The sequence below is a fragment of the Parabacteroides sp. FAFU027 genome (genome assembly GCF_022808675.1).
Lineage (GTDB): Bacteria > Bacteroidota > Bacteroidia > Bacteroidales > UBA7332 > CAXXIC01.
In genome coordinates this window covers 482,905-503,687 of the sequence record NZ_JAKZKV010000001.1, presented here as the reverse complement: position 1 = coordinate 503,687, position 20,783 = coordinate 482,905, and the positions used below count along the sequence as shown (strand labels likewise).

The following is a 20,783-nucleotide window of genomic DNA, read 5'->3' as shown; positions in this document are numbered from 1 at the left end:
CTCTTTTATATGGTCAAATGTCAAATTCTACAACCTCTCCAAACTCGACCGAATGCCTGAAGGCATCTTCTATTGGGAAATGGCCCTGTAATATTTTTACAATGCGAATAACTCCCCCGTGGGTAAAGATACACACCTCACGATGATTCTTTTGCCTTAGTTCTTCAATAAACTCATTTACCCGTAATACCATGTCGTGAAATGATTCACCACCGGTAGGTCTTTCATAAATCCAGTCGTTGTACCAGGTTTGCAGGTGAGGGTCATTGATTTCATCCCAGTTTTGCATCTCCCAGTTACCAAAATTCAACTCCATCAGACGGTTATCCAGGATTGGTTCTTCATAACCGCAGTGTGAGGCGAGTTTTCGGCAGCGGCTTAGCGGACTACCATAGACTGCATCGAACTGTCGGTGGCGTATTTGGTTCGCAACTGCTTCTGCTTCCACCGGGAAGGTTTCTGCCAAATCCACGTCACTTTGCCCGTAACAAATGCCGGGGTGAGGTGCAACAGAAGTATGACGGATAAGAATAAGCTTCATTTCGGGTTATATCTTTTCAAGTACAATCCTGATTAAATCATCTACTGACGATTTGTAATTAGGAGTCGCTTCATTGGTCAGGCGGTTCGCGATAATGGTGCAGACCGTTACCGCTTTATGTCCCATCAGGTGGGCAAGGCTGGCAAGAGCAGAGCTTTCCATCTCGTAGTTGGTGATACAATCACCTTCAAACCGGAATGCTTCAATATTCTTGTTCAGGTCGGGGAATGCTAATGGAATACGAAGTTCGCGTCCTTGTGGAGCGTAAAAACCAATAGCGGAAATGGTCACACCTTTTACCATGTTTTCTACATTTTCAAAACGGGAAACTAGCTCCTCATCGGCATGTACCACATAAGGGGCTCCCAGTTTTACCGGCCAGTTGGTCTGGCTCTTGAAGGCAGACTCAAATTCGAAGTCACGGATATCATTTCCACCACTGTAATAGTGCAACACGGTATCCATGCCAATTGATTTCACTGCAATACAAAACGAACCAATTTTGAGAAACGGTTGCAACCCGCCGGAAGTTCCTACACGAATCAGGGTCAGCTGACGAAAGTCCGGTTTTTCTGTTCGTGTATCAAAATCGATATTGGCCAGTGCATCCAGTTCATTCAATACGATGTCGATATTATCGGTGCCGATTCCGTGCGACATAGCTGTTATGCGTTTGCCTTTGTAGGTTCCGGTGATGGTGTGAAATTCACGATTCAATACGTCACATTCGATGGTGTCGAAATGGGATGCAACGAGAGTTACCCGTTCCGGGTCACCAACCAGCAGGACTTTTTCTGCCAGTTGTTCCGGTTTGATATGAAGGTGAAATGCGGTACCATCCGGATTGATGATTAGCTCTGATTCAGGAAAGTATTTCATGGAATTCTGTATTAAGCTGGAGGCGAAATTACAAAACCAACTTTCTCAAAGTGTAGAACTCCGGGAAAGTTGGTTTATCTATTCGATTTTCTTATTAAACGATTTTATCGCTTCCCGGAGCCGTTTTGCCCGGTTTGGCAATTGAATCGCGCATATTGGTGTCGGCTTCGATATTTTTCATTTTATAATAATCCATGATACCGAGATTTCCACTGCGGAAAGCTTCTGCCATGGCTTGAGGCACCTGAGCTTCGGCTTCGATTACCTTCGCACGTGCTTCCTGTGCTTTGGCTTTCATCTCCTGTTCCAATGCAATTGCCATGGCACGACGCTCTTCTGCCTTTGCCTGGGCGATGTTTTTATCAGCCTGGGCCTGGTCCATTTGCAATGCAGCACCGATGTTACGTCCTATATCAATATCAGCGATGTCAATGGAGAGAATCTCAAATGCGGTGCCACTGTCTAGCCCTTTTTTCAATACCAGTTTGGAAATAGAGTCGGGGTTCTCCAACACCGATTTGTGATTTTCCGATGAACCGATAGATGATACGATACCTTCACCTACACGTGCCAATACGGTCTCTTCACCTGCTCCACCCACTAACTGTTTGATGTTGGCACGCACGGTAACGCGGGCTTTAGCCACCAACTGAATACCGTCTTTAGCAACAGCGGTTACTGGAGGGGTGTCAATTACTTTGGGGTTTACAGACATCTGTACAGCCAGGAATACGTCACGACCTGCCAGGTCAATGGCCGTTGCCATCTGAAAGCTAAGGTCAATGTTTGCTTTTGAGGCAGACACCAGGGCATGAACCACGCGCTCCACATGACCACCTGCCAGATAGTGTGCTTCAAGTTCATCACGGGTAAGTTTGTTCAGACCAGCCTTATGTGCTTCAATCATGGCACGGACGATGATTGTCGGGGGGACTTTCCGGATGCGCATCAGAAAGAGCTGGATCAGTGAGATGCTGACACCGGATACTTTTGCCGAAATCCATAATAGGAAAGGCACGAAATAAAAGAAAATGCTCAACAAAATAATCGCTACTACGAGTAGCAATAAGCTAAATTGAATAGGCATAACTTCCTGTTTTTAAGTTTATACTAATGGTTTAACTATAACTTGTGTGGGATGGACTGAAATCACTTCGATAGGCGTATTTTCATCGATAAAGCCCAGTTCTGATTTAGCTTCAACGATTTCGTCTTTTATCATCGCTTTGCCAATCGGGTTAAGACGAGATATGGTCACACCGTGATCTCCCGGCTCTATTTTGCTGTGTTTTTCATCCGCAACGCTTGATGAGATATGTGTCTTCAGGGCTAAACGGTCCAGTGCGCTTGACTTTATCAACCAGATAAAAAGGGCAGCTGTAATGATCATAGAGGCACTTAATGTTATAGTTCCTCCTTTTGCGCCGAGCGAGGAAAAGGCAAACATTATGCCACCCGCAAAGAATGCAATTCCGGCGATGCCTGCAATACCGAACCCCGGAATGAAGAAGGTTTCGAGGATTAACAGACCTATGCCGACCAGCAATAGGACTATGATGATTATCAGATCAATACACATAATTATCTGAGATTTTGATTTTCCAGATTGATTGCTTTAAGTTTCAGGTCTGCTTGTTTGGTTTGAAGCTCTTCCACCTCTTTTTCCAAAGTTAAAATAGCGTTGGAGACTTCTTCACGATGGGTTTGATCCGATGACAAATATTCTTCCCTGAGTTTATGCAATTGGTTTTTGATGGAAAGTAGTTTGTTTCCGGATTGTATCGCTTCTTTAAAGGCTGATTTTGCATCTTCATTTTTGAAATCAATCCAGTTATTATAAATGAGCTTATCGTTAATCACCAAACGAAACGCTCCTTTTGTGTAAGATTGTGAGTCTTCAGATTTGTCCGTATTTCTGATTTTGTCCAGAAGTGATTGATAATTGGCTCCTTTCTTCCAGGTTTCTTTGATTGAACGCAATTGAGCCAGACGGATGAGTCTATCGGGAGTCTCATTTTCATACACCTGTTTGCTTTCATTCGGAATGAACAGGTAAATAACCACTTTTCCTTCCGGTTGGTAACGGTCACTGGCGAACCATCCTATATTATTTTGCTCATCTATCACCATCATATAATCATTGTAGATGGAATTAAACGGCATTCCTACATTTTCGGGGGCCAGATAGCTGTTGTTTGTCAGGTTAAAGCGGGTGATGAAGATGTCATAACCTCCGATTGAACCTTCACCGTCAGATGCAAAGTACAATGTAGTACCGTCAGTCAAAACGTAAGGGAAATTCTCATTAGCCTTTGTATTGATAACATCGGGAAGAAGCGTCTTTTCACTCCAACTGTCCAACAGACGGTTTTGGGTATAAAGCTGGAAATTGTTACCGTCGCTCTTTTCGGCAAAATAGATCTTATCCTTGCGTTGGTTTTGATATACCGAGGCGAAGTTACCGGTAGATGTGCCGAAGAAATGATCGGTGCTCATGACAGATCCTGATTCACTGCTGAGTTGGTATGTCTTCAGGAAATCCTGTTTGTCAACAACCATACTGTCAATGATCTGCACTTTTTCCACACCGCGTATCTGGCGGGAAGCAACGGAGGCATAAGAGAGTCCTTTCTCGGCAAAAGCTTTGAGTTTAGTATCCGTTTTGGGATCATCGGCGCATTTTTTGAATAACAATGCACTTTCATCAAACTGATAATTGGTGTATGCGACCTGAGCCTGGCAAAGTGCATAGTATTGGTTTGTCAGCGGGTCTTTTTTTGCCTTCAGTATTTTGCTGAATTGTTCTTTTGCCTTCAGGTAGTGCTTGTTATCGAAATTAGCTTTGGCTTCTTCGAAGGTCTGACTGTGAGATAGTGTAGAAGCAGATAAAATTAAAAGGGTTAATTTAATCTTTATCAGTTTCATAGCAATGGTGGTTGTTAGGGAATAGGGTGTGTTAGTTTTCCTTTCAAACTTACGACTTTTTTTTGAATTGCAGTACAGTTTCTCGGTTGTTTCCGGTAAATATTGAAGATTAGGGGATACAAAAAAGGCGACTGAGTAGTTCAATCGCCTGTATATTTGAATGTTTGGTTTCTTACTGCTTAATAAGGATTCTGGAAATGGTGGTGTTACCCGAACTTAATTGAAGGATGTAGGCTCCCTGCGGCAGGTTGCTTAACGGGATGGTATTCAACTGTTCGTTAGCGAAGCCTGTTTTCAATGGCTTTCCATCAATAGACAGGATGTGGTAAATACAGCTCTGTTCCGTTGCATTGGCAATGGTCACATTTTCATGTGCCGGGTTGGGATAGAATGTCAATTTGCCGGTTTTGATTTGAGGGAGATTGGTTTCTATAGCCGGTTTACTGGAGCCGAAATAGAATATCACCGAACGGTTTATCTCTTCGGTTTTAGTTGTTGAAGCAGCTAAACGTGTAAATTGATTGACATTCAGTGTTTTGTTTGTCTCATCTATGCTCCATTCCAGTCTCGTATTGTTATTCGAGTTTTTATTAGAGAAGGATGTGATCGTTCCGTTTTGAATCAAAAACTGACTTTGATTATAAGCACTGAGTAAGCCCTCTTCATAAAGCGTATCGCTCAACATTACCGCTCCATTCAGGTTGTTGAGGTTGTATTTCTCTGAAGCCAGTTCGTTGTTATTCGGAGCATAACTGATAAAAGCCTGCAAACTATTGTCTTTGGCTGTTGCAGAGATGTTTTGACGATATCTTTCTACCCATTGTTGGGATAGAGTGTCAATATCCGAGACAACATACGAGCTTAGATTCCCCTGTTTATCAAAGAGCATTTCCGTTTTCTGGAAATTGTTCCATTGGTTATGGGTAGAATCACTCAGTTCCAGGTATTGAGTGGTTTGGTTGATTGTATCACCATAGACATATCTGTATCGGAATGAAGGTATGAATGAACCGGATGTTGTATTGTATGTAAATACTGTTTCCAGCTCTTGTTTTCCATTCGACAGGTAGCTGTTGATGATTCTGGAAGAGGGGAGTAGCTCTTTGGATGTGTTGGGGACGAAGTAATTTACAGTATCCGGATTTCCGGCTGTGTTGTAGCTGAAATTACCGGTTGCATAAACCGACCATACGTGATGGATTTTGTCCCACTCAGAATTGGTAAAGCTCGTCAAATTGCCTTTTGCATCAAAACTTTTCTCCGTTTTGAAATTAACTCCTTTCCAGTTTGAGGCAATCGAGTCCCAGCTATAGAAAGCATGCAACAGGCATCTGCCTAATGAATCGGTTTTGGTTTCAAACTTTTGAAAACTGATAAAGCTATCGGCAGCAGCATTGAAGTTCTTTTCGATAAGTGTCTCTACTCCGTTTGTAGTTTGCAGAATATTTTGTTTGAGTGGAATCCATTTGAAAGCATTATCGTCAAACTGTGAAGTAGTGGCAGTAAAACCGTTTACCTTGTATTGGTAAACGGTTTTATAGGTTTTATTCAGATCATTCAGTTGGTAAAGAATACTGTCGGGAGCGCCAAGATCGTTGATCCGACTGGCTTGCACCTTTATGCCAAAGCAAAAAGAGACAATAATAAGTATGCTTCCGAATAACAGTTTTCTCATGATATGAATGGGTTATGATCTTTTCTCTAATAATACTACGTTCTCCACATGATGTGTATGCGGGAACATATCTACCGGCTGTACTTTCACCACACGGTATGCTTCGTCCAGCAGGCTCAGGTCGCGTGCCTGCGTAGCAGGGTTACAGCTAACATACACAATGCGTTTAGGCGCCGCAAACAGGATGGTCTTCACAACATCATCGTGCATTCCGGCACGGGGTGGGTCGGTGATGATCACATCGGGGCGGCCATATTGGTGGATAAAGTCTTCGTTGAGGATATCTTTCATATCTCCGGCAAAGAAGAGTGTATTATCCAGGTTATTCAGTTTGGCATTGATTTTAGCATCTTCGATAGCATCGGGCACGTATTCGATACCGATGACCTGTTTGCTCTGGTGAGCCACGAAGTTGGCAATGGTTCCGGTTCCGGTATAAAGGTCGTAAACCAGTTCGTTTCCTGTCAGTCCGGCAAAGTTACGTGCAATGCTGTACAGGTTATAGGCCTGCTCCGAGTTGGTCTGATAGAACGATTTCGGACTGATTTTGAATTTCAGGTCCTCCATTGCTTCAAATATACAATCACTTCCTTTAAATACAATCACTTCCTGGTCGGAAATTGTGTCGTTTGCCTTCTGATTAACAACATATTGCAAAGAGGTGATCTCAGGGAACTTATCTGCAATATTTTGTAACAAAGCGTTACGAACTTCAACGTCATCCTCATAGAAGACGACGATCACCATTACTTCACCGGTCGTGCTGGTGCGGATAATGATATTTCGCATCATGCCGCCCTTGTTGCGAAGGTCAAAGAAGGTAATATCGTTATCCAGGCAATACTTTTTCACTTCCAGGCGAATGCGGTTGGAGACGCCGTCCTGCAACCAGCATTTGTTGATGTCGAGTACCTTGTCAAACATCCCCGGAATGTGGAATCCCAGCGCGTTCATGTTGTCAAATTTCGTATCGGACAGGCGCTCTTCATCTGTTAGCCATCGCTTGTTGGAGAAGGTGAATTCCATTTTGTTACGGTAATCACGGGTCTTCTCAGAACCGAGAATCGGGAAAAACTCCGGAAGTTCTACCTTGCCGATGCGGGTGAGGTTATCAAATACCTGTTTGTGTTTGAATTTCAACTGTTCCTCATAGGGCAGGTGCTGCCATTTACAGCCACCGCACACACCGAAGTGTTCGCAGAACGGTTCGCTTCTTTTCTCCGAAAGTTTATGGAAATGCACCGGTTTAGCCTCGGCATATTTATTCTTTTTGCGGGTCAGTTGCAGGTTAACTACATCGCCGGGAGCTACATAGGGTACAAAAATAACCAGGTCATCCACTTTGGCGATAGCCTTGCCTTCAGCGGCAACATCTGTGATGGTGATATTCTCTAACAGGGGAAGAGGTTTGTGTTTACGTGCCAATGTCTTAGTCTTTTACAAAATTTGAATCGCAAAGATAATATAATTTGCTCATACCCGTAACCGTGCGGTATCGGGTAAACCGGACGAAATAGATTGCTTTGGGTTTGTTTAAGAAAACCTGTCCTATTCGTAGGGAAATATAGCCTGTTTTCAGAGGTTGCGGTTCCTTTATTAGTTGAAGATATTGGAAGGAATAATTGTGTTGTGAGTTGCCTTTTTGCATTTTAGCACTGGAAAAGTATATTCGTGAACAGAGTGGTAATACTGTAATAAATAATAAAATACTGAAAATCAGCAAGCAGGTGGAAAGTTATGCGTAACTTGCGCCAAATTAATTAAGAACCAATGAATAAAGGTACAGTAAAATTTTTCAATGAGTCAAAAGGTTTCGGTTTTATCAAAGATGGTAATTCTTCGAATGAGTATTTCGTACACGTATCAGGATTGCAAGATGACATCCAGGAAGATGACGAAGTGACTTTTGACCTTCAGGAAGGAAAAAAAGGATTAAATGCAGTAAATGTTAAACGAGTATAGTCTATATTATATATCATTACATTACAATCAAAGCCTTACTTTAGTGAGGCTTTTTTTGTGCCCTTTTGAGACTTGATGTTTCTGCTAAAACTTCGTGAATCTGTTTTTTCAGTGATGGAAACGAAGTCGTATGGCATCTTTGCCTCTTTCAAACAGGTAAAATTCAATCAGACACACGACTATCCAATCTTCTTTGCTAATTTTGCACCTCTTTTATATGATGAGGGTGTTTTGAATGGACATTCTGATATAATGAGTGTTGCAAACGGATAGTTGGTACTGTGATTTTCGCTCCTAGTGCCTGGATTTTATTCAACCCGGCAAGCGGCTTGGAGCCGCTGCCCGGTGTGGGGGCGCCAGCGATCAGCGGCTTCAGGCCGCTTGACGCGTTGAATGTAGTGTTTCATAGCAAAGATTCCAGAATCTCTGTGGCTCTCTGTGCATTTCTCTGTGGAACTCTGTGATACAAACTTCTCTTTACATATAAATAGCGTGGAATTTTCCACCATAAGCATTTGAAATAAACAAACCCAATGATAAGTTACCTGCAAGTGGATGGACTGACCAAATCGTTTGGCAGTCAGATATTATTTGAAAATATAAGTTTCGGGATTGCCGAGGGAGAACGTATCGGTCTGATCGCTCCGAATGGAACGGGTAAGACTACGTTGCTCAACATCCTGGCCGGCAAAGAGGATTACGACAGCGGTTCTGTCGTCTATCGTCGTGACCTGAAGGTCGGTTACCTGGCGCAGGATCCGCAATATCCTGCCGGCTTGACAGTATTGGAAGCCTGTTTCCATTCAGAAAGCGAAACCGTGAAGCTGATTGCCGAGTATGAGAATGCTATGGCGACGGGCGATCACTCCAATCTGGAGGATATTCTGCACCGCATGGACCACCTCAAAGCGTGGGATTACGAGCAGAAAGCGAAACAAATCCTCTCCGAACTGAAGATTCGCAACTTTGATCAGAAGGTAGAGCAGCTCTCCGGTGGTCAGTTGAAACGGGTGGCTTTGGCAAACGTGCTGATTTCCGAACCGGAATTGATTATCCTCGATGAGCCGACCAACCACCTTGACCTCGAAATGACCGAGTGGCTGGAGGGTTATCTTAACCGTTCACGCCTCAGCCTGCTGATGGTGACACACGACCGTTATTTCCTTGACCGTGTGTGCAACGAGATTATCGAGATGGACCGCGGACAACTTTACACCTATAAGGGGAATTATTCCTACTATCTGGAGAAACGCGAAGAACGTGTCATGTCGCAAAATGCAGAAATCGACCGCGCCAACAACCTTCTCCGCAAAGAGCTGGAGTGGATGCGCCGTCAACCGCAGGCCCGCGCCACGAAAGCGAAATCCCGTATCGATGCTTTTTACGACCTGGAGAAGAAGGCCAAGCAACAACGTGCCGCCGGTGATGTGAAACTTGATGTGAAAGCCTCATACATCGGCAGTAAAATATTCGAAATTGAACATCTTTACAAGAGCTTCGGCGATCTGAAGATTGTGGAAGACTTCAACTATGTCTTTGCCCGCTATGAGAAAATGGGTATCGTGGGAAATAACGGTACGGGTAAATCGACCTTCATCAAGATGCTGATGGGCGATGTGGCTCCTGATATCGGAAAGATTGATATTGGTGAGACCGTAAAATTCGGCTACTACAGTCAGGACGGCCTGAAGTTTGACGAGCAGATGAAGGTGATTGACGTGGTGCGTGAGGTGGCCGAGGTGATCGATCTGGGCAATAACAACAAGCTGACTGCTTCCCAGTTCCTGCAACACTTCCTCTTTGCGCCGGAGACCCAGCATAATTTCGTCTATAAGCTGAGTGGGGGAGAGAAGCGTCGCCTTTATCTCTGTACCGTTTTGATGCGTAACCCGAACTTCCTCGTACTGGATGAGCCGACCAATGACCTGGATATCGTAACGTTGAATGTTTTGGAGGAGTATCTCTCAAGCTTCAAAGGGTGTGTGATTGTGGTATCGCACGACCGTTACTTTATGGATAAGGTGGTGGATCACCTGATGGTCTTCGAAGGGAATGCGAAGCTGAAAGATTTCCCCGGTAACTATACCGATTATCGCGAATGGAAGGAGCTGAAGGATAAAGAGGAGAAGCAGCTTCAGGCTGAGAAAGCGAAGAAAGAGGATAAACCGGCTGCATCCAATAAACCTGCCCGTCCGGTTGATGATAGTAAGAAGAAGCTTTCCTATAAGGAGAGGCGGGAGTTTGAGCAACTGGAAGCGGAGATTCCACAACTGGAATCTGAGAAAGCGCAACTGGAGCAGGAGATGAGTAGCGGAATGCTTTCAACCGATGATCTTTTGACAAAGTCTGCCCGCATCAGTGAGTTGATCGATTTGATTGACGAGAAGTCTATGCGCTGGTTGGAATTGAGTGAGATGGCGTAGGTTGTCTTCCTTTAGCGCGAGTTTAGCGATAGCGAACTCGTGCTGGAAACCTAAACAGCTTGTAGCTGTTTTAGAATTCGGAGAATTCTGGATTTGAATCAATAAAGCAGAAAATCGACCTTATGTTGTCGGCTTTCTGCTTTATTTATTACAGCTACAAGCTGTCTTGGTTTTGGTCACGGTCCCGATCTCTATCGGGGACGCTATCGCTAAACTCACGCCAGTGGGGGACTTTCTGTAATGCTTGGTAGAGACCGCGATTTATCGCGTCTGGATAGACCAATATATTACCTCTTTATGTAAGATAAGCGATAGCTTTTGGGATGCTATCGCTTATCTGGGGTTTGTTATACAAGCGGGGACGCTTGTTATTAAAGAGGACGAAGACAGAGCCTGTCGCCCAACGGCCTACCGTTCTTTTGTGTTTGTTGTTTTTTGCAGGCTACGGAGCACTGGGTGAAGGCGGAGCCTGTCTCTCAACGGGGAAACTTCTAATCTGCTCCAATCTGTTAACCAACCGGTTTAATTATAACGCTTTAATCATTTTCTGTACAGCTCCATAAGCTTTTTTGGGTTGATGGTTTGTATTCAACAGAAATGGAAAAGCTTTTCTGTCGGACTTATCGAGCCATGTATAATCATCGGCTACACCCCAGAATGTTACCCCGGTAATATAGCTTTTATAATCTGCTATTATCTTAAACAGTTTGGGGTAAGCAAGTTCCTGACTCTCCGAAAAGGCAGTAGTATAGACTGTCGATGAGGCATCGGTATCCGATTTATAAACAGATAAATCCAGTTCGGTCAATTGCAAATCGACGCCCAATGTTTTGTACAGATCCAGCGTTGTTCTGATGTCGTTTTCGCTGAAACCCACATTCCAGTGCGCCTGCATCCCCAACCCGTGTATCGGAATACCCCTATCCTTGAGTCCTTTTACCAAATTGTATATCTTATTTCTTTTCCAACCGTAGATCTCGTTGTAATCGTTGTAGAATAACTTGGCATTGGGGTCTGCACGGTGGGCATATACAAATGCAGAGTCGATATACGAAGCATCTCCGCAAATCTTATACCAGGGAGAATCTTTACGATACATATCGTTGGCATCTGGAGTCCAGTCCGACAAAGCCTCATTCACTACATCCCAGGCATATATCTTTCCTTTGTATCGCGACACAACGGCGGTAATGTACTCTTTCAGTTGTTTTAAAGCTACTTCTTTTGATAGCAGAGCTCCATTCTCATCATAGAACATCCAGTCGGGAGTCTGCGAATGCCATGTGAGACAATGTCCTCTGACCTTCATGTTGTTGGCTTGAGCAAAGGCTACAATGCGATCGGCTTCGGCCCATGTAAACACTCCTTTTACCCGTTCTATGGCATCGGGCTTCATGCAGTTTTCGGGAGTAATACTTGAAAAGTGTTTTCTTAAAGTGTTGTATTGGATAGCACTCGAAAGCACTTGATTAGATGCTACTGCTGCCCCGATGGGAAACATTTTCCCAAAAAGGGTTTTTAGTGGGACTATGGTATCGGCAGGGGTCGGTGTTGGTGTGGTTGTTTTTTTGACTTCTGGTATTTCATCTTTGGCACACCCTGTGATCATAAACATTGATAATACAAGGAAATAGCATCCCCATTGCGAGATTGTTCGATTGTTTTTCATGGTTTTAGAAATGGAATAATTAGTAAGAGAAACAACTCTTGTTTGCTGTATTCTTTTTCAATTTATTTAAAGTTCAATATTCCTGCCTACGCTTCCGTATATCGCGAATCTCAATCGACGTATATTCAAATGGAGGCGGTAACAAAATTACTATTTACAACTTCTACCCGCTTGTGAATCCAGACACAATGTGTTCAATTTTAGATTTTACATTCTCGAACTCTTCTATCGCTAAACTTGCGCCAGAAGTTGCCTTTCAAACTCGCGCGATAAAGGGATGGCTGTATTAATAATATTCGTAATGGCAATAGTGAAATTCTTGTGCCCTTCGCAAATAAAATAGATCTGTAATTAATCTGTTCAGGTTGTCAACGATTCTGTTTTGTTGTATCGTTCTTTCCTTTTTACCTTTTCCTATAGTTTCAAAATCGATTTTACTTTCATCTTTTATTAGTTGTCGAAGTGATCTGATGTACAGCTTTTTTTGCTTCGTTAGATCATAAGTCTTTTCGATCTCTCTTTTATCTTTAGGAAGAAGATAAACGGAATATTCAGCGTACCCCAGGATTCTTATTCTTTGATGTCCAAAGTAAGTTCCCCCGTACTGCAAATGCCCAAACAGTGAATTGATGTCTGAGTATATCTCTATAAGTTTCTTTCGTTCCTGAGCATATTTGTCAATACCATTCTTTTGTTTAAGAAAATAAGCATATAATGCATAGTAGCCATCTTGTCCTACTTCAGATCCAAATTCTTCTTTGTTATTGTTGTTGAAATATAACTGGTCTGGTGAATCCGCGAATTCCTGAAAAAACTCGGGGTGTTTGTCTACGATCTCATTAAATTCAGCTTGTGTATATTTTAATGTGTCACCTATTTCGGTTGCAATTAATAGGGTATCCAGTGTTGTCTTATATTCTGAATTATCACCATCTTTTTTATCCCATCTGTTTTGTGCTCTGAGATTGGATTGAAAACAAACGATTAAAACTAAAATGACAAATAGTGCTTTTCTCATATTTTCTTGTCTCTGTTGTTGGGTAGGTGCAAATAATGATCAGTTTACTACTTTGTTCTGATTCGACTGATTAAAGTTTGTCTCCATTTCTTCTAAGTCCATATTTTGCACTCAGTAGCTAGTTCAAGTCTTGAGCGCAGCGGTGACTTGGACTCAAAACTGTTTCAGTTTTCAAACTGATCTATTTCACCAGCAAGGAACGATATTCACCAATCCTTTTCTTCCTACAAAGTCAACCGCACTGCTGAATGGGTAATTTTCGGCCCGGTCAACAAAACCCGCTTTCACCGGATTCTCATGGATATAGTCTATCGCTGCATCAATACCAAAAGCGTGCCTGGTTAATTCTATTGGTTGATTATGTTGCTGCCAGAATTGGTATCTTGTATTGTTCGGGTTCTTTTTACCCGCACGTTCAAACATCCAAAGCATCCACTCCTTCCTACTTTCCTGCAGATTATTAGAGATGGCTTTTATTATCTCAGAGGCAGTGAATTTCTTCATGTCGCGTAGAATGTCATCTAAGGCCATTCCTTTGCTTTCGATCACCAAATGCACATGATTGCTCATAATCACCCATGCGTAAACGATTAATCCTTTTTTCTCAATGCAATGATTAAGGCTATCTACGATGATATGTTTATATTCACTTCGGGTAAAGACATCTATCCAGTTTATTGTTGTAAAGCTTACAAAATAAACCGCTTCTGGGTTTCGAAACTTATATTTTCGGCTCATAGTCTTTGCTTATTGTCCTAATTTAATACCTGCTTTTTGATTTATGTGATTCCTTTATTTTAGTCTGATACTGTGTTTGCTCTTAGGTTGCTAAATTGCACTCGGCATCTAGTTAAAGTCTTGAGCGCAGCGGAGACTTGGACTCCAAATGTTTTCAGTTTTCAAACTGAATGACATCTAAATGGACTTGTCCTTTCTTCTTATCACAGTCGCAGACTGCTCTGGTTTCCAGCACAAGTCCCCGCTGCGCTCAAGACTTGCGCTAGGCACAGAGTGCATATTATTTATATTTGCGCGAGAAAGGGGACGCGATGAATCGCATCTCTACCATTAGGTTGACTGATATTCCGTATAGCTGTTATCAGGTAGATTATCGTTACTTTATCTAGGACTATATCTTGCACTCGGCATCTAGTTCGAGTCTTGAGCGCAGCGGAGACTTGGACTCCAAATGTTTTCAGTTTTCAAACTGAATGACATCTAAATGGACTTGTCCTTTCTTCTTGTTACAGTCGCAGACTGCTCTGGTTTCCAGCACAAGTCCCCGCTGCGCTCAAGACTTGCGCTAGGCACAGAGTGCATATTATTTATATTTGCGCGAGAAAGGGGACGCGATGAATCGCATCTCTACCATTGGGTTGACTGATATTCTGTATAGCTGTTATCAGGTAGATTATCGTTACTTTATCTAGGACTATATCTTGCACTCGGCATCTAGTTCAAGTCTTGAGCGCAGCGGAGATTTGGACTCCAAATGTTTTCAGTTTTCAAACTGAATGACATCTAAATGGACTTGTCCTTTCTTCTTGTTACAGTCTCAGACTGCTCTGGTTTCCAGCACAAGTCCCCGCTGCGCTCAAGACTTGCGCTAGGTACGGATTTCTCTATATTGATGTTCAGTAGCATTTTTATCGTTGTTTATTACGTTATTCTCTTCCAACCTTTTCCACCATTTCGACTACATCTTCAATAATTCTCGGGCAAATGGTATCAAACAGTTGCTTTTCTTTGATGATTGCAAGCTGTTCCGGATCGGATAGATCATAACCCAGTAATTGCCGGCATAGAAGAGTGCCGTGCTTTTCCTTGAATTGTTGTGTAAATTCACGGGTTAGTTGATAGGCTCTGGTTTTGGTTGTGTCATCCCCTTGTTTCGAATGACCGTATTTGAGGCCGATCACCATCAATCCACCAGTGATAGCACCACAGACTTCTCCATTTCGCATTCCACCACCAAAGCATGTCGATATTTTTAATGCTGTTTCTGTAGTCAAGCCTAATTCTTCGCTAAAGGTACTTAGAACAGCCTGGCTGCAATTAAATCCATTCTGAAAACAGCTGATTGCGGCTTGTTTTTTTCTTTCCATCGTGCTTAATGTTTTGTATTTGTAATTGTTGGGGTTGGTTATCTCCGGACTAAAGTTCGTCGCTACAATATCGGTCACACCTACGACATTTTGTTGTGTACAATGCCGTAGGCATGACCGATATGGTAGCACACGGGTTTTTAATCCTGTGATGTATTGTTATTAGAGAGGGCGAAGGCAGAACCAGTTGTCCAACCGGGGCTATCTTTTGTCAACATCATTGAGCTTTTTCAGATACTTCAATAATACCTCTTCATTTTTTTTGTCGGTTTCAGCATTGAATTCAGCTAAAAGCCCGGTATTATTCTCCATAAGTTTGGCCAGATTAGTTTCGCACAACAACATTTTATTTCCGGTTTCAGGGCAATATATTACAGGAATCCTTTTTACGGCTGTCTGCATAGCTTGCAGTGCTCCTCCCAAAGCCCCGAACATATACCCGAACTGAGGATCATTTAATCCATATTGTTTCTGAAGTTTTCCATTGATGGGAAATGCTGGACGTACAAAACAATACTTGCCAACAATTTCAACTCTGGCATACCAGTAGAGTCCCGATAGTGGTTCTGCATTCAAATACAATGTGTCATTTTTGCTAATTCCCCAAATTTCCTTTTTTATCATTTTCTTGGTGACGCTCTCGCTTAGGTACTCTACCTTAAAGTCATTACCTCCCCATGCTTTGATGTCTCCGGTTGTCCGTTTTTTTACGATAAAGGAATCTGCATAAGTTGGCTTATTGTTTTTGTATTCTTCATAACTGTTATATCCTCCATTTGCAACTTTTTGTGCTGGTAGGTTTCCACAGATAATCATACTGATGATAACGGCTGATATTTTCTTCATAATAATGGTTTGTTATTTACTTGATAATGTTTTATTTCCTGCTATCTCTAAGGTTACAATGTTGTACTCGGCATCTGGTTCATGTCTTGAGTGCAGCGGAGACTTGGACTCCAAATGTTTTCAGTTTTCAAACTGAATGACTTCTAAATGGACTTGTTCTTTCTTCTTATTACAGTCGCAGACTGCTCTGGTTTCCAGCACAAGTCCCCGCTGCGCTCAAGACTTGCGCTAGGTACAGACTGCATATTATTTATACTTGCGCGAGGTAGGGGCCTGTCGCCAAACGGCCTACCGTCCTTTTTTGTTTGTCGATTTTATTGGCAGGCTACGGAGAACGGAGGAACGGAGATACAACTGATAAGTTTACTCATATGATTTGATTTTTGAATCAATATTCTTTCTTTCTTCTATTAATTCTGAATAATTTGGATTGTTTGATAGCCAATATTTTATTTGCTCTTCCTTGATTGATTGGTATTTTATTTTAAATGATAGTATTGTGGAATCTCTAAATTTTAGAATGAACAATAGTATTGAAATTGAAAAGGCTCCAAGGCTTACAATGCCAGGCAAAGTTGAAAATATAGCAACATAATCTTTCTGTAAATTATCTGTTTTTATTACGTATAGTATCATTGAAAAAAGGAACAAGCTAATAGCTCCAATTTCAGTAAATAAAAGAATCCAATATTTTATCATTGATATGCTACTTTCTTTTTTTCTTTCTAATGAGTTGATTGTTGAATCAATTTCTTTAGACCTATTGGTTAGCTGCAATAATCGCTTTTGTTCTTGTTTTAACTTTACAATTTCAGCTTCTTTGTTAGTGTTCTGTTGTTCTACAATATTTTGACTTTCAATTTTATCTGCAATTGTTTTTTTGAAAGATTCAATTTCTGCTATTAAAATCTTGTTCTGATTTACTATTGCAGCATTTTGATCATGAATAGATTTAATATGCTTTATTCGATCTTCCTCTTCAATTTTGGAGACTTGGATTATCTCTGCAACAATAGAACGAGACTGATCACTTTCGATCTTATTATTATCCTCAATACTGGCAAATTTCTTTAAGACTTTTTGAGAGCGATTTATAAGAGAATTATATACTGAAACATAATCATTTTCTGAAAGGTTGTCCGTTTCGATGTATTTCGCCAATTGTCTTAGCTTTCTTCTAACGTCAGTGTTGTTCAAAGCAATGCATCTAGTCATCATCTCTGTCAATCCATTTTCTTTAATTAATGTGCATTTAGGATCATGTAGCCATAAATCAGAAATGATATTTGATGGATGTATTATTGGTGAAAACTTTTCATTGTACTCTCGTTTTATAAATGCAATCAAGTCTGAATTTAGGGAAACGAAAGAAGAATTGATTTTTTCAATCTCATGTACATCCCCTCTTTTTTTAATAATGAAATCACACATAAAAATGTCATGGATGTCTCTTATGCTTCCATTTGAATACCCTCTGGTTTGTTTTAGTGAATTTACTGCTTGTTTATTTTTATATCTATTGCATATTTCGTCTAGCGCAGTAGAGGAGGTGTTTTCAATTACCTGAATTTTAATGCCACTAAGAAGTTTATGAAGCGAATTCCTAATCTTTAGAATTTCAACAGGGTTTAATTGTCTTCTGTAGTATGCATTTTCAATAGCAGAGCCATGATTTGGGCCTGATCTTTCAACAGATTGTAATATACCATCAATTTCTTTAATTGTTAATGGATGTACACACGGAATATGTCCAGCAGCAAGAATTACACTCAGAAGTTCTGCACCATAAACAGCATTAATTTCGCTGTCAAGATCAAGTATTGCCATAACCAAAGAAGAGTCAAGGTAATAATAAATAGTCTTCTCTGGTTTTATATTTAAGTCTACTTCTCTTTTTAAAAAAGCTGAAATTACGGAAGCCCAGAATGTGTTATTTGCAAGATTAAATAGGTGTTTATTGGTGTCTTTGATCTCAATTAGAAAATTTGCAATGTGGTAATAATTCTCGTTAATCGAAGGTATAGCTTCTAAGTGGTCTAAGTATTTAAAGATATCATTTGTGTTCTCTGAAAAGAATTCAAGAAAAGATTTATCTGTGGATATTTTATTTTTCCCTATAAATATTCGGAATGATTCATCTAATTCATTGAAATTATTCATTACTAAAGATAATCGTTCGTCAATGGATGTGTCAATATATACATCCCACTTTTTTATTATCTGAAACTTCTCCCCATTTTCAAAAAGCTTCAGTGTAATGTCTTTTTGTTGTGAAACTAGAGCCTTTAATGCTTGTTTTAAAACGATGAGTGGGATTTTAATACCAAAATCTTGGTCAATTGCGGACTGCAAAAATTCAATATCATAATACTTCTCAGGATCAAATTGGTTTTTAGAGATTGTTGCGATGCCAAAATTGATGATTGGGAAGTAGATGTCACTGTATAGATTAGCACTGTGGTTGTTGTATAAGGTTGCTATTAAAGCTAGGTTGTTTTTGCTTTGCATGTTATATCTATTTTAGTGTTTAGCATTTGATCATTTACGATTGTTGCTAATGTTTAAGTCTATATTAGAGTGCCGTTTTTAGGGTTAAGTGTAAAAATATCGGCACAATGTTGAGTGTAATCTCCTTGTGGTTCAGGGTCAGAGCAGCGTATTCATGTTAGAAGTTTAAACTGCTGGTAGTTTTAAAAGAATTCGGTGAGTTCTATGTTTAGCTTATTGTTTTTTTTTCTTTATTCACTACAGTTTGTTGTTGTCTTTGTTTTATGCATGAATTATGCTATTGATCGCGCCAGAGGATGCATGCCCTATATGCTAGCGCAGGGTTTCAACCCTGCGCCATGATTATTCGATTATGATCAGTGAGCTTTTCACACCCTCTCCATCTTCACATCCAGATTACATGGTTCATCCCAGCTGATGGTGACGGTGATGGTTTGAGTTTTGAAGCCAATCTTTTCGATGGTCACCTCGTAGATGGCATCGTCGAGCGACTTGATCATAAAACCACCTTTGGCCGCCGTCTCTTTTTCCAGCACCACATCGGTGGAGCCTTGCAGGCGGAAGGTCAGGATGGCGCCGGGGATAGGTTTTCCGGTAGCGAGGTCTGTTATTGTACCCTGTGCTTTCAGGGTGCTGTAGGTGATCTCGATGGTTTTGCGGGCGTTTTTGTATTTGCTGTAGAAGATAGGATCGGAGAGGCGGATGATCTCAGCCAGTGCATCCATCTCTTCGAGGGTATTTTCAGCCAGTTCGAAGCCCTGATCTTCCAGCATGGAGCACTCTTTGGTTTTGAGTTGCGCCTGGCGGGATTGCGGTATAGAGCCGTTGAAGGCATCAATGGCCGTTCTCAATTTAGTTTGTGACTCTTCGGTCAGCAGGTAAGGAGCTGACTGGGACAGGTTGTTATTGATCAGTCCATGGAGGTTGTTTGATCTTTTCACCAACTCCAGAGCGCTGATGGCGCTGAGGTCTGTTTGATAGATCTTAGAGTCTGACATCAGACCCTGATCTTTGAGGAACCGGGCCAGTGCATGCAGTTTGTTGGCGTGATCGACCGTGATGGTAATCAATGCGTCATGCAGGATTGTTTTCTGTTCGGTTACTTTAGGGACTTTCCCTTTTTCTTCATCGTTCTCTGTGATTAGGGCAACCGCACTCTCCAGATCGGCCAGAAATTCATTGAAGTTTGGCAGTTTTTCTATTATAGCACTGTTTTCATGAAAGAAGATAATCAAGTTGCGAAGCATCTTGAATTTTGCTAGCTTTTTGTTGTTCATAATAAAGTCTGTTTTGAGTGTTAATACCCCAGGAGGTTTTGGTGTTCCATAAAGGGTTTTGTGAGATTGTTTAGTGATGTTTTGCAAATCTAAAGGATTGCAGTTTGAAATCAAAGCAATGTAGGGTTAAAAATTGATAAAATAATCAATAGGTAGCATTTTGGTATTAAATGGGATTGTAGATGAGATAATATCAATAAATTAAGGATAAAATGGAGGTGAACAGGCTTGTTTACTGTCAAATTAACAGCTTGGCTTCTTGTAAATGTAAAATACTATGACTGTTTGTGATGTAAATGATAGGGTAAGTGTTGATATATTCGGGTTTTGATGTTGTTAATGTGATGTTGGATTGGGTCATTGGATATTTATATATAAGTTGTGGTTTATTAATTTGAAGACGATGAGAGGGAGATTGTACATTTGATATATCATTACTTGTCGGGTGACAATTGACCACTTGTTGGGTTACATATCATTACTTGTCGGGTGACAATTGACTACTTGGCGGGTGACATATCATTACTTGTCGGGTGACAATTGACCACTTGTCGGGTGACATATCATTACTTGTCGGGTGACAATTGACCACTTGGCAGGTGTTATATCATTACTTGTCGGGTGACAATTGACCACTTAGCAGGTGACATATCATTACTTGGCGGGTGACAATTGCTCCCTTGGCGCGGTTTTTTTTCTCCGGACATCGGAATATTGCTAACTACTCCAGTCTAAAACCCTGTGTTACCATATCGTTCTCACCTACGTGTTTTGTTGTTGTATGATGCCGTGGGTACGATTTTATGTTTTATCACTTGCGTTCTTGTTTTCTTATTACACTAAAGTATAATGTAATAAGATGGATTGTACTGATGCTACTTATACAATATATAATTCCGCAGGCATGACCGATATTATAGCACCGGATTTCAATCCAGTGAGGGGTGTAGGTGTT

General features: G+C 41.3%; 16 protein-coding genes. 2 read left to right on the top strand and 14 right to left on the bottom strand.

From position 1 onward, the window contains the following. Positions 1-13: 13 nt before the first annotated feature. The 7 genes from cobC to rlmD all read right to left on the bottom strand — a co-directional run bounded on the left by cobC (position 14) and on the right by rlmD (position 7,445). Entirely contained in the window at positions 14-541 is a 528-nt protein-coding gene (cobC, locus tag MLE17_RS02225) for an alpha-ribazole phosphatase (RefSeq protein ID WP_243346460.1), read from the bottom strand. A 6-nt stretch (positions 542-547) separates the two neighbouring features. Beyond that, positions 548-1,420 carry a nucleoside phosphorylase gene (locus MLE17_RS02220; RefSeq protein ID WP_243346458.1) on the bottom strand — a complete coding sequence of 291 codons (873 nt, stop codon included), beginning with the start codon at positions 1,418-1,420 and terminating at the stop codon, positions 548-550. Between the two features lie 94 nt (positions 1,421-1,514). Continuing rightward, positions 1,515-2,507 (bottom strand): flotillin-like protein FloA, encoded by a 993-nt coding sequence (floA, locus tag MLE17_RS02215; RefSeq protein ID WP_243346456.1) that lies wholly within the window; start codon positions 2,505-2,507, stop codon positions 1,515-1,517. An 18-nt stretch (positions 2,508-2,525) separates the two neighbouring features. Next, positions 2,526-2,999 carry an NfeD family protein gene (locus MLE17_RS02210; protein WP_243346453.1) on the bottom strand — a complete coding sequence of 158 codons (474 nt, stop codon included), beginning with the start codon at positions 2,997-2,999 and terminating at the stop codon, positions 2,526-2,528. Positions 3,000-3,001: 2 nt separating this feature from the next. Beyond that, entirely contained in the window at positions 3,002-4,345 is a 1,344-nt protein-coding gene (locus tag MLE17_RS02205) for a hypothetical protein (RefSeq protein ID WP_243346451.1), read from the bottom strand. Positions 4,346-4,517: 172 nt separating this feature from the next. Continuing rightward, a complete protein-coding gene (locus tag MLE17_RS02200; RefSeq protein ID WP_243346449.1) occupies positions 4,518-6,020 on the bottom strand; it encodes a T9SS type A sorting domain-containing protein in 1,503 nt (500 codons plus the stop codon). Between the two features lie 12 nt (positions 6,021-6,032). Then, entirely contained in the window at positions 6,033-7,445 is a 1,413-nt protein-coding gene (gene rlmD / locus MLE17_RS02195) for a 23S rRNA (uracil(1939)-C(5))-methyltransferase RlmD (protein ID WP_243346439.1), read from the bottom strand. Positions 7,446-7,790: 345 nt separating this feature from the next. Between rlmD and MLE17_RS02190 the strand changes: the two genes are divergently transcribed. Together MLE17_RS02190 and MLE17_RS02185 are read left to right on the top strand one after the other, a co-directional pair. Next, entirely contained in the window at positions 7,791-7,982 is a 192-nt protein-coding gene (locus MLE17_RS02190; RefSeq protein WP_243346430.1) for a cold-shock protein, read from the top strand. Positions 7,983-8,515: 533 nt separating this feature from the next. After that, complete coding sequence (locus MLE17_RS02185; protein ID WP_243346429.1) at positions 8,516-10,405, top strand: ABC-F family ATP-binding cassette domain-containing protein; 1,890 nt, start codon at positions 8,516-8,518, stop codon at positions 10,403-10,405. A 526-nt stretch (positions 10,406-10,931) separates the two neighbouring features. Here the strand turns inward: MLE17_RS02185 and MLE17_RS02180 are convergent. The 7 genes from MLE17_RS02180 to MLE17_RS02150 all read right to left on the bottom strand — a co-directional run bounded on the left by MLE17_RS02180 (position 10,932) and on the right by MLE17_RS02150 (position 19,828). Next, the gene (locus MLE17_RS02180) at positions 10,932-12,074 is read right to left on the bottom strand and encodes an endo-1,4-beta-xylanase (protein ID WP_243346426.1); all 1,143 of its coding nucleotides are present in this window, start codon (positions 12,072-12,074) and stop codon (positions 10,932-10,934) included. Positions 12,075-12,360: 286 nt separating this feature from the next. Next, positions 12,361-13,092 (bottom strand): hypothetical protein, encoded by a 732-nt coding sequence (locus MLE17_RS02175; protein WP_243346416.1) that lies wholly within the window; start codon positions 13,090-13,092, stop codon positions 12,361-12,363. Positions 13,093-13,278: 186 nt separating this feature from the next. Then, a complete protein-coding gene (locus MLE17_RS02170; RefSeq protein ID WP_243346414.1) occupies positions 13,279-13,830 on the bottom strand; it encodes an REP-associated tyrosine transposase in 552 nt (183 codons plus the stop codon). A gap of 926 nt (positions 13,831-14,756) precedes the next feature. Then, entirely contained in the window at positions 14,757-15,197 is a 441-nt protein-coding gene (locus MLE17_RS02165; protein ID WP_243346412.1) for a C-GCAxxG-C-C family protein, read from the bottom strand. A 201-nt stretch (positions 15,198-15,398) separates the two neighbouring features. Then, a complete protein-coding gene (locus MLE17_RS02160; RefSeq protein ID WP_243346410.1) occupies positions 15,399-16,043 on the bottom strand; it encodes a DUF6563 family protein in 645 nt (214 codons plus the stop codon). Positions 16,044-16,406: 363 nt separating this feature from the next. Further along, positions 16,407-18,551, bottom strand: coding sequence for a coiled-coil domain-containing protein (locus MLE17_RS02155; protein ID WP_243346408.1), 2,145 nt, complete (start codon positions 18,549-18,551; stop codon positions 16,407-16,409). Between the two features lie 368 nt (positions 18,552-18,919). After that, positions 18,920-19,828 (bottom strand): carboxypeptidase-like regulatory domain-containing protein, encoded by a 909-nt coding sequence (locus tag MLE17_RS02150; RefSeq protein ID WP_243346406.1) that lies wholly within the window; start codon positions 19,826-19,828, stop codon positions 18,920-18,922. Between the last annotated feature and the right edge of the window lie 955 nt (positions 19,829-20,783).

Bases quoted from the DNA above. Each gene is read 5' to 3' on its own strand.
- floA (WP_243346456.1), bottom strand. From the start codon at position 2,507: ATGCCTATTCAATTTAGCTTATTGCTACTCGTAGTAGCGATTATTTTG.
- MLE17_RS02160 (WP_243346410.1), bottom strand. From the start codon at position 16,043: ATGAAGAAAATATCAGCCGTTATCATCAGTATGATTATCTGTGGAAAC.
- MLE17_RS02185 (WP_243346429.1), top strand. From the start codon at position 8,516: ATGATAAGTTACCTGCAAGTGGATGGACTGACCAAATCGTTTGGCAGT.
- MLE17_RS02170 (WP_243346414.1), bottom strand. From the start codon at position 13,830: ATGAGCCGAAAATATAAGTTTCGAAACCCAGAAGCGGTTTATTTTGTA.
- MLE17_RS02190 (WP_243346430.1), top strand. From the start codon at position 7,791: ATGAATAAAGGTACAGTAAAATTTTTCAATGAGTCAAAAGGTTTCGGT.
- MLE17_RS02150 (WP_243346406.1), bottom strand. From the start codon at position 19,828: ATGAACAACAAAAAGCTAGCAAAATTCAAGATGCTTCGCAACTTGATT.
- MLE17_RS02165 (WP_243346412.1), bottom strand. From the start codon at position 15,197: ATGGAAAGAAAAAAACAAGCCGCAATCAGCTGTTTTCAGAATGGATTT.
- MLE17_RS02205 (WP_243346451.1), bottom strand. From the start codon at position 4,345: ATGAAACTGATAAAGATTAAATTAACCCTTTTAATTTTATCTGCTTCT.
- MLE17_RS02175 (WP_243346416.1), bottom strand. From the start codon at position 13,092: ATGAGAAAAGCACTATTTGTCATTTTAGTTTTAATCGTTTGTTTTCAA.
- cobC (WP_243346460.1), bottom strand. From the start codon at position 541: ATGAAGCTTATTCTTATCCGTCATACTTCTGTTGCACCTCACCCCGGC.
- MLE17_RS02155 (WP_243346408.1), bottom strand. From the start codon at position 18,551: ATGCAAAGCAAAAACAACCTAGCTTTAATAGCAACCTTATACAACAAC.
- MLE17_RS02210 (WP_243346453.1), bottom strand. From the start codon at position 2,999: ATGTGTATTGATCTGATAATCATCATAGTCCTATTGCTGGTCGGCATA.
- MLE17_RS02180 (WP_243346426.1), bottom strand. From the start codon at position 12,074: ATGAAAAACAATCGAACAATCTCGCAATGGGGATGCTATTTCCTTGTA.
- MLE17_RS02220 (WP_243346458.1), bottom strand. From the start codon at position 1,420: ATGAAATACTTTCCTGAATCAGAGCTAATCATCAATCCGGATGGTACC.
- MLE17_RS02200 (WP_243346449.1), bottom strand. From the start codon at position 6,020: ATGAGAAAACTGTTATTCGGAAGCATACTTATTATTGTCTCTTTTTGC.